At 46.7% G+C, this 9,412-nt stretch carries 5 protein-coding genes; 4 read left to right on the top strand and 1 reads right to left on the bottom strand.

Features of this window, described 5'->3' with window-relative positions; genetic code table 11:
• A partial coding sequence (locus tag H5300_RS16660; RefSeq protein WP_220503517.1) for a VCBS domain-containing protein occupies positions 1 to 2,243 on the bottom strand: 2,243 nt, incomplete at its 3' end.
• 233 nt (positions 2,244 to 2,476) lie between these two features.
• Between H5300_RS16660 and H5300_RS16655 the strand changes: the two genes are divergently transcribed.
• From H5300_RS16655 to H5300_RS16640, 4 genes are all read left to right on the top strand, one after another.
• Entirely contained in the window at positions 2,477 to 2,941 is a 465-nt protein-coding gene (locus tag H5300_RS16655; protein WP_182796464.1) for a hypothetical protein, read from the top strand.
• 99 nt (positions 2,942 to 3,040) lie between these two features.
• A complete protein-coding gene (locus tag H5300_RS16650; RefSeq protein ID WP_182796465.1) occupies positions 3,041 to 4,483 on the top strand; it encodes a TolC family protein in 1,443 nt (480 codons plus the stop codon).
• A gap of 11 nt (positions 4,484 to 4,494) precedes the next feature.
• The gene (locus H5300_RS16645) at positions 4,495 to 6,234 is read left to right on the top strand and encodes an efflux RND transporter periplasmic adaptor subunit (protein WP_182796463.1); all 1,740 of its coding nucleotides are present in this window, start codon (positions 4,495 to 4,497) and stop codon (positions 6,232 to 6,234) included.
• Entirely contained in the window at positions 6,231 to 9,374 is a 3,144-nt protein-coding gene (locus H5300_RS16640) for an efflux RND transporter permease subunit (RefSeq protein ID WP_182796462.1), read from the top strand. Before H5300_RS16645 ends, H5300_RS16640 begins: the two co-directional genes overlap by 4 nt.
• Positions 9,375 to 9,412: the final 38 nt, after the last annotated feature.

Below are 9,412 nucleotides of genomic sequence, written 5' to 3'. Positions count from 1 at the left end.
AAGGTCTCTTCGACTTTATCGCCGACGTTTGATTGGTTAAACGCACTGTTGGCGGTGAAGACCCAATGACCATTAGTATCAATAGTCAGGTCACCGTTGGTGCCTGAAATAGAATCCGGCGTGAAGGTATTATCTGGATTATCAACATCGGTACTAGTCAATGTTCCTGATGTCGTTACCACTTTGTCTGTCTCATCGATAGCAACGGTCGCACTGCTGACAGTAGCTGCGTCATTAGTGCCATTTACTGTGATAGTCACTTGATGCGGCGTGCCATCAGCAGAATGAACGGTGATGGTATCAGTAGCTGTCGAGCCTTTACCTAATGCTTGAACGGTCGGGTTAGTGTTATCAAGATCGTACGTCCAAGAACCAGTATCGGTCAGATGAAGCGTACCAAACGAGCCTGCAATATCGGTACTTCCTGTGGATGAAGTAGCGAAGTGCGCTTCACCGGTATCCACATCCGTAACAGTCAGTATGCCCGAGGTCTGAAGTTGGGACTCTTCGGTTACCACGCCGGCACTGGTTCCGCTTATCACGGCTTTATCATTGGTGCCGTTAACGGTAATTACAATTTGATGAGGAGTGCCGTCGGCGGAGTGGATGGTTATGATGTCTGTTGTCGCAGAGCCTTGACCAAGAGCCTGTACTTTTGGGTTTTTATTATCTAGGTCGTAGCTCCAATCGCCATTGTCTTTAAGGTGTAAAGTACCCAGTGTCCCCTTGAGGTCGGAATTAGAAAAATGCGCCTCTTTTGAGTCGATATCGGTGATGTTGAGTTGGCCCGAAACCGTTAGATCTTTATCTTCAGTAACTTGGCTTGAGCCATTACTTGTCCCGATAGCGAAAAACGAACTTGGTGAATTTGCTGTACTACTCGTGATTACTGCATGGTCGTTGGTGCCATTGATCGTAACCATAACTTGATGCGCTGTACCATCAGCTGAGTGAACAGTGACGATGTCTGTCGCAGTTGAACCTTGGCCAAGTCTTTGAACTACTGGGTTATTGTTGTCTAAATTGTATATCCACGCACCGTCTTTGGTGATGCTTAGCGTGCCGAAATTGCTAGTTACTTGTGATGCCTGAAAATGATCTTCTCCAAGATCTGAATCTGTTACCGAAAGCTGCCCTTGAACTTGTGTCGTCAAATCTTCAGTTAACGTGCCTGCATCCACACCTGTGATAACGGCGTTGTCGTCGTTCCCGCCGATCGTCATATCAATGGTTTGTGGAGTGCCATCTTTGGTGTGAATAGTGAAGCTTTCGTGCAATGAAGTGGCTGCGGTTAAAGCTTGAACATTAGAGAGCGAGTTATCAACTTGATACTGCCAATGTCCATCAGCATCGATAGTTAATGAACCATATTTACCTGAGATAACTTCCGGTGTAACCGAACTTTCATTTTGGTCAGGGTCTATGACATCGATTTTGCCGTTGGCATGTAACAAGCCTTGTGAATCAATATTGTGATCTTCTGTTACTACACCTGTTAAGTCTCCAGAAATATTTGGCGTGTCTTGCTTACCTGTTACCGGTACTTGAACAATGATGCTCGCGCCATTAGATAGATGTAACGCAAAATGGTCAGTACCTGGTTGGTGCTGATTTAGCAGGATGTATTGAGGAGAATTTGGATTCAATACGAATGTGTATTGACCATTTGCAGCAACATGAAGCTCTCCGTACGTACCTTTTATGACTTCTGGCATAAAGGTGACGGGTAAAGCGGGCGTCGTAGGCGCATTCGAATGAGTCGGTTGACCGTTACTCCCTGAGGAGATAGTAGGCATCGATACCGAAGGAATGTAATGAACTTGCGGGTGAGAAAGCGTCGACAAATGATGAGAAGGAACCAAGTGAGAGCTCGAACCATGGGGGGCATGACTTGCATTTAAGGTGGAGTTTACGTCGCTGTCACTCGTCTGAGCTTCTTGGAGAGCAACCGCTGATGAGTCCGCCTTGTTATGGTCATCGGTGACATCTTTTTCGGTCACGTTATTTGCGGTTACTTGATCTGCAGCGTCGCTGGAATTGTCTATACTCTCCGCAGCAGCGTGTTTAGCCAATGATGGCAAAATCATCATGAGTGACTGAAAAAGTGGGATATTCACTTTTAGATGTGAATGCAGTCTGCGCTTCTTTTTTTGTGTTGGTTTCTTTTGTTCTAGCTCGTTACTTTTCTTATTTTTGATTTCTGTATTTTTCTTGTTTGCTTTGACGTTTTTTTTGTTAGCCATTTTTATCATCCGTGAATCGTGGTTGCACTGTCTTAAGTAAAATACACAGATAGAGGTTTCGCTAGCTAATTGGATAATTTTTAAAGAAAAAACTGCAAAGTCGAAGAATTATCTCGTTTTGATGAAAGAGAGGATGAATACTTTTTCAACGGTCAGGTAAATATCGGCACAATGGCATTGACCTTACCCTAAGGGGAACGTTTATAGTTGCGTTGTAAATTCAAAGGTAAACTATGACAAACACATTCCGAAAAACTTGGATTATTGTTTTCAGCATCATTGCGATGTTGATGTCTAGCTATGCCTCAAGCTCCTCAGCCTTGATGACTGAAGTAATGATGATGGAAATGGGGTCGAGCAAGTCGGCTTGTTACCACAGCGATACTTCGGTTAATGAATCAATGGTAGGGTGTCATGTGATGAGTGAAGAAGTACACGCTGAAGACTCTAACATGAGTGCCCATGCTTTGATGGCTCAATTCGATATGTCTTCAATGAGCGAAGACGGTAGCTCGATGATGGGTAACCATTGTTCGAGTGCCGATTGCTGTGCCTCAATGTGTTCTGCAAGTCCCTATCCAATTCAGGCTGTTCAAGCCGTTGATCAACTTTCCTTTTCATTAGCTCGTTTTCAATCGATCACGATTGGCCAGAAAGTCGCACGCGCTCAATCTTTGCTACGCCCACCTTCCGCATAAATCTATATCTAAAAATACAGCTCTATCAGTTAGATAAACCTGATAAGCCATTCTTTTTTATGCGCTAATTAGCGCTAGATATGGACATTCATTGTGAATATGAAACCAACAACCTCTGTGTTTGTCATGAACACGAGCTTAGTGGTTGCTGCTGTCTTGCCTCTGGCCTTGTTTTCAAGTGCTACGCTCGCAGCTACCACGGCGTCAGCTTCAAATGCTCAACACATTTCAGCACATGACCAAGCAAGCTCGACGCAGCAACTCAATACACTGATTGAGATTGCTTTAAGCGAAGATGGAAATCGCAAACAGTACTTTGCTCAGTCTCAAGCGATGCGAGAAACGGGCATTGCCAGCTCGACCTTAATGGACCCGAAATTGAAAGTTGGATTTGGCGGTTTGCCTGTCGATAGCTTTCAATTCGACGAAGATCCGATGACCAATATATCGGTAGGGCTGATGCAGCAGTTTGAGCGTGGCGATACGCTTAACCTCCAACAGAAAAAGGCAGGCCAACAGGCAGATGCTTTAGCTTTGCAGGTACAAGCAAGAGAATTGACGGTTGCAAATAGCATGACGCAGCTTTGGCTTGAGTTAGGTTATCAGCAAAAGGCTGAGTCGGTGATTCGTCAAAATCGTCGTTTGTTGGTTGAGCTTGAAAACTATGTACAAACCAATTACTCGATTGGTAAAAGTGAAGCGCAAGATCTGCTTAATGCTCAGCTTCAAGTGAGCAAGCTTGATGAGAAACTACAGGCAAACCAGCAGGTTCAGCGCCGTTTAATCTCTCAGCTTTCTGAATGGTTGGGTTCTGATTGGCTAGGCTCTCAGGTTCTTGATTCTCAGGGAACACTGAGTGCAACTAACCAAATCGATTGGTCGTTGTTGGAAAGCAAATTAGCGACCAATATCGATTCAACTAAGCACTACCAGCTACTGACTGACCATCCTTTGGTTAAGATCTCCGATGTCAGTATTTCCTCCAATCAAACTCAGGTTGAGTTAGCCGAGCAAGCTTATACCCCGCAGTTTGGGGTGGAAGTGATGTATGCACACCGTCAAGCCAATAACATGGCGGGTGAACCAGCTTCTGATCTTGTGAGTGCTTATCTGACAGTCGACATCCCGCTGTTTACAGGGAACCGACAAGATAAAAACTTATCGGCTGCTCAGTATCAAGTTGGTGCGGCTAAATCTCAAAAAGACACCTTACTTTCCCAAATGAACGCGCAAGTGAACGCATTGCTGGTGGACAGATCAAATCTGATCCAGCGATTAGATCGCTATCAAACGTCTTTGCTTCCTCAAACCGCAGCACGAATCAGTGCGGTTGAGAGGGGCTATCAAAACAATACCGCTCAGTTTAACGATGTCATTTTAGCAACGACCGATGAGCTGGCGCTTAAGTTAGAGCAACAACGTTTGATCACCGATCTCAACATCGTTAACAGCAAACTGGCGGCGTTAGTCAGTGGCTTTGAATACCAAGTAAACCAACCACAACTCAACTCAAGCGCAACTAAACACACAGTCAATCAATAAGGGAATAGACAATGAATATAGTAAAAGTAGCGACTATCGCTTTATTGGTCGGTGGGGCATTGGGTTTTAGTGTGAATCACTTTGTCGTTGGGTCAGCACATAACATGTCAGCAATGGCAACGAGTACAGGCGCAGATGTAAGTAAACAGGCCAAGGATGAACCTCTGTATTGGGTGGCTCCGATGGATCCAAATTATCAGCGAGACAAGCCGGGTCAGTCACCTATGGGGATGGATTTAATCCCTGTTTACGCGGATGACTCAAGTGGTGTTAAAGATGAGCCCGGTACCGTGTTCATTGATTCGTCGGTAGAAAATAATCTGGGTGTCAAAACAGCGAAAGTTAAGTTCGAAGCGCTATCTCCTCGGATTGAAACCGTGGGTTATGTGGCGTTCGATGAAAGTACATTGTGGCAAACCAACGTAAGAGCAGCTGGTTGGGTTGAGAAGCTTTACATCAACGCAGTGGGTGAGAAGGTAAACAAAGGTGATGTGCTTTTCACACTCTATTCTCCAGAGCTTGTTAAAGCACAAGAAGAGTTGATCAGTGCTTATAAAACGGGTCGTAAAGGTTTGGTTAAGGGCTCGACTGAACGCTTGATTACCTTGGGTGTTGATAAGACGCAAATCCGCGCTATTACGCGCCAAGGTAAAGCTTCGCAAACCATTGAAATTAAAGCGCCAGCCGATGGTGTCATTGCAAGTCTGAATATCCGAGAAGGTGGTTACCTTTCACCGGCACAAGCGGTGATCAGTGCAGGCCCACTAGGCGAAGTATGGGTTGATGCTGAGGTGTTTGAGCGTCAAGCGCACTGGATCTCGTCAGGCAGCAATGCGGTGATGACGCTAGATGCTATTCCCGGCAAAGAGTGGGTGGGTAATGTTGATTACGTTTACCCAATCCTTGACCCAAAAACTCGAACTTTGCGCGTTCGTTTGAAGTTCTCCAATCCAAATGGCGAGCTTAAGCCAAATATGTTTGCCAATATTGCGCTGAAACCCATCAGTGATGAAGCAGTTCTTACTATCCCAAGATCTTCGGTGATTCACTCCGGTGGTATGACTCGAGTGGTGATGTCAAAAGGTTCTGGCAAGTATCGCTCTGCTCGTATTGAGGTTGGTCGTGAAGCTGGCGAAAAAATAGAGGTGCTTCAAGGGCTAGAGCAAGGCGAAAACATTGTCACTTCTGCGCACTTCATGTTGGATTCTGAATCGAGCCAATCTGCTGATCTGTCACGCATCAATGGTGTTGAGGAAGAAGCTGAAACCGTATGGGCAAACGGTGAAATTTCCGATGTTATGAAAGGCAGTCGCATGGTGACGATTAACCATCAGCCTGTTCCTGAATGGGATTGGCCTGGCATGGTGATGAATTTCACCTTTGCGGAAGGCTTGGACATGAGTGACGTGCAACGTGGTAAGGCGATTGATTTTGAGATGAGAAAGACAGAGTCAGGGCAATACGAGGTTGTTGATTACAAGGTCAACAAACACAAGATCGCTGGCGAAGTTTGGGTAACAGGTGACATCACTATGTTGATGGCAGATTTTGGCATGATCACCGTAAAACATCAGCCAGTCCCTGAGTGGAATTGGAAAGCGGGTGAAATGAATTTCCAAGCCAGTGATGACCTTGATTTATCTGAGTTTACCGAGGGTCAAACCATTCGGTTTCTAGTGGCGAAGAAAGGTTCTGATTATGTGCTCAAATCTCTCGAACCGACGAATAGCACGGGTGAGGGCGAACTATGATCAATGCAATCATTCGCTGGTCTATTAGCAACCGCTTCTTAGTGCTGGTTGCCACTGTCGCCATCGTATTTGGCGGCTTATACAGCGTTAAAAATACACCTGTCGATGCCATTCCTGATTTGTCAGATGTTCAGGTGATCATCAAAACAAGCTATCCGGGGCAAGCACCACAAGTGGTCGAGGATCAGGTGACCTATCCATTGACCACCGCCATGTTAGCTGTACCGGGTGCTGAAACAGTTCGTGGCTACTCGTTCTTTGGTGATTCCTATGTATATATCATCTTCAATGACGATACCGATATGTACTGGGCGCGTTCACGAGTGTTGGAGTACTTAAGCCAAGTTGCACCTAACTTGCCATCGAGTGCCAAGCCAACACTAGGACCCGATGCAACCGGTGTGGGCTGGGTTTACAGCTACGTGTTGCAAGATAAAACCGGTCAGCACGACTTAGCGGAACTTCGTAGTTTGCAAGATTGGTTCTTGAAGTATGAATTGCAAACTGTAGAAGGCGTGTCTGAAGTGGCGACCGTTGGTGGCATGGTGAAGCAGTACCAAGTACAGATTGATCCTGCCAAGTTACGTGCTTACGACCTAACGCTTCAGCAAGTCAACAAGGCAATCCAAGATGGTAATCAAGAAACAGGAGCGTCTGTTGTTGAGACTGCGGAAGCCGAACATATGGTTCGTACCACCGGTTACCTGACAAGCATCGAAGACATTCAATCTCTGCCGCTAAAAGTGACCGACAAAGGTACTCCGTTGCTATTAGGTGACATTGCTGACATCAACCTTGGACCGCAAATGCGTCGTGGTATCTCTGAGCTCAACGGTGAGGGCGAGGCGGTTGGCGGCGTTATCGTGATGCGCTTTGGTGAAAATGCCAGTGAAGTGATCGACTCAGTGAAATCCAAGCTCGCTGAACTGCAAGCTGGCTTACCTGATGGTGTCGAGATTGTCGCGACTTATGACCGCTCTACTTTGATTGATTCAGCCGTTGAAAACCTCTGGAAGAAGCTGGCTGAAGAGTTCATCGTGGTCGCCGTGGTGTGTGCGCTGTTCTTGTTCCATATCCGCTCGTCGTTGGTTATCGCATTAAGCTTACCTGTCGGTATCTTAGGCGCATTCATTGTGATGCATTGGCAGGGTATTAACGCCAATATCATGTCTCTTGGCGGTATAGCGATTGCGATTGGCGCCATGGTGGATGGTGCCATCGTGATGATCGAGAACGTTCATAAACACATTGAACGGACTCCGCTCACTGACAAAAACCGTTGGCAGGTGATTGGTAAGGCAGCAGAAGAAGTCGGCGCACCGCTGTTCTTCTCCCTGATTATCATTACCTTGAGTTTTGTGCCTGTGTTCGCGCTAGAAGGGCAAGAGGGCAAGATGTTCTCGCCACTTGCGTTTACCAAGACGTATGCAATGGCCGCTGCAGCCGGTTTGGCTATCACGCTTGTGCCTGTGCTAATGGGTTACTTCATTCGCGGTAACGTGTTGCCTGAACACAAAAACCCAGTCAACCGAAGCCTAGTGGCGATGTACAAGCCGCTTCTGAACCTCAGCCTAAAATATCCAAAGGTTATGATTGTTATCGCACTTGGCTTAATGGCGTCTGCTTATTACCCAACCAGTAAGCTTGGCAGCGAGTTCATCCCTCCTTTGGACGAAGGGGATTTGATGTACATGCCAACTACGTATCCGGGCATCTCAATAGGTAAGGCTCGTGAGTTGTTGCAACAAACCAACAAGCTCATCAAAACCATTCCAGAAGTCGAAACCACGTGGGGCAAAATTGGTCGAGCAGAGACAGCAACCGACCCTGCACCGTTAACCATGATTGAAACCGTGATTCAGCTTAAACCGCGAGATGAGTGGCGTGACGGTGTCACTACGGAGTCACTACGCAAAGAGTTCGATGATCTGATTCAGTTCCCGGGTTTGACTAACGCATGGGTTATGCCAATCAAGACTCGGATCGACATGTTAGCGACCGGTATTAAAACGCCAATCGGAATCAAAATAGCAGGGCCAGATCTGAGTGTTATAGAGGACATTGGCTCTCAGCTCGAACCTATCTTAAATGGTGTTAGCGGTACGGCTTCTGTGTATGCAGAACGTGTGGCTGGTGGTCGCTATGTCACGATAGACATCAAGCGCCGCTCTGCTGCTCGTTACGGATTAAGCATCAAAGAGGTTCAGCAGGTTATTTCGACCGCAGTTGGCGGTATGAACGTGGGCGAAACCGTTGAGGGGCTAGAGCGTTACCCAATCAATGTCCGTTATCCACAAAGCTATCGTGATTCTGTCGTTAAGCTGCAGAACCTGCCGTTAGTGACACCAAATGGAGCGCGAATTGCTTTGTCTGATGTCGCGGATATTCGCTATGAAGATGGGCCACCAATGATTAAGACGGAGAACGCGCGTCCTAATGGCTGGGTGTTCGTTGACATCGAAGGTCGCGACCTTGGTTCTTATGTGGCAGAGGCGCAAAAAGTCGTTACAGATCAAATCGTCTTGCCTGCCGGATATTCACTGGCATGGTCTGGTCAATACGAATACATGGAGCGCGCCAAAGAACGTTTAAGTGTCGTTGTGCCAATTACCATCGCCATCATCATGTTACTGCTCTACCTCAGCTTCCGCCGTGTTGGTGAGGTGATGATGATTATGCTGACATTGCCACTCGCGATGGTTGGTGGCCTATGGCTGATGCATGTCCTCAATTACAACTTCTCGATTGCGGTGGGTGTAGGCTTTATCGCCCTTGCCGGGGTAGCTGTTGAGATAGGCGTCATTATGTTGGTCTACCTAAACCAAGCATGGCACTACAAAAAATTGGATGCGGAGCAGAACCAGCAAGCACTTCAGAGTGAAGACTTAACGGATGCGATTCGTGAGGGTGCAGGACTGCGTGTTCGCCCAGTGATGATGACAGTACTTACGGTGATCATTGGCCTCATTCCAATTATGTATGGCGAGGGAACGGGCTCTGAAGTGATGCAGCGAATTGCCGCGCCGATGATAGGCGGAATGGCGTCGGCACTGTTGCTTACCCTACTGGTTTTGCCTGCAATCTTTAAGCTCTGGAAACAGCGTGAGATTACGCATAGCCAAAACGAGACAAACAAATAACGTATTGATTATTAGCCCTTACTGACCAATACAGAGTG

The organism is Vibrio sp. SG41-7, assembly GCF_014164465.1.
GTDB classification, from domain to species: Bacteria; Pseudomonadota; Gammaproteobacteria; order Enterobacterales; family Vibrionaceae; genus Vibrio; species Vibrio splendidus.
This window is presented reverse-complemented; position numbering and strand designations above follow the sequence as displayed.

Bases quoted from the DNA above. Each gene is read 5' to 3' on its own strand.
- H5300_RS16645 (WP_182796463.1), top strand. From the start codon at position 4,495: ATGAATATAGTAAAAGTAGCGACTATCGCTTTATTGGTCGGTGGGGCA.
- H5300_RS16640 (WP_182796462.1), top strand. From the start codon at position 6,231: ATGATCAATGCAATCATTCGCTGGTCTATTAGCAACCGCTTCTTAGTG.
- H5300_RS16655 (WP_182796464.1), top strand. From the start codon at position 2,477: ATGACAAACACATTCCGAAAAACTTGGATTATTGTTTTCAGCATCATT.
- H5300_RS16650 (WP_182796465.1), top strand. From the start codon at position 3,041: ATGAAACCAACAACCTCTGTGTTTGTCATGAACACGAGCTTAGTGGTT.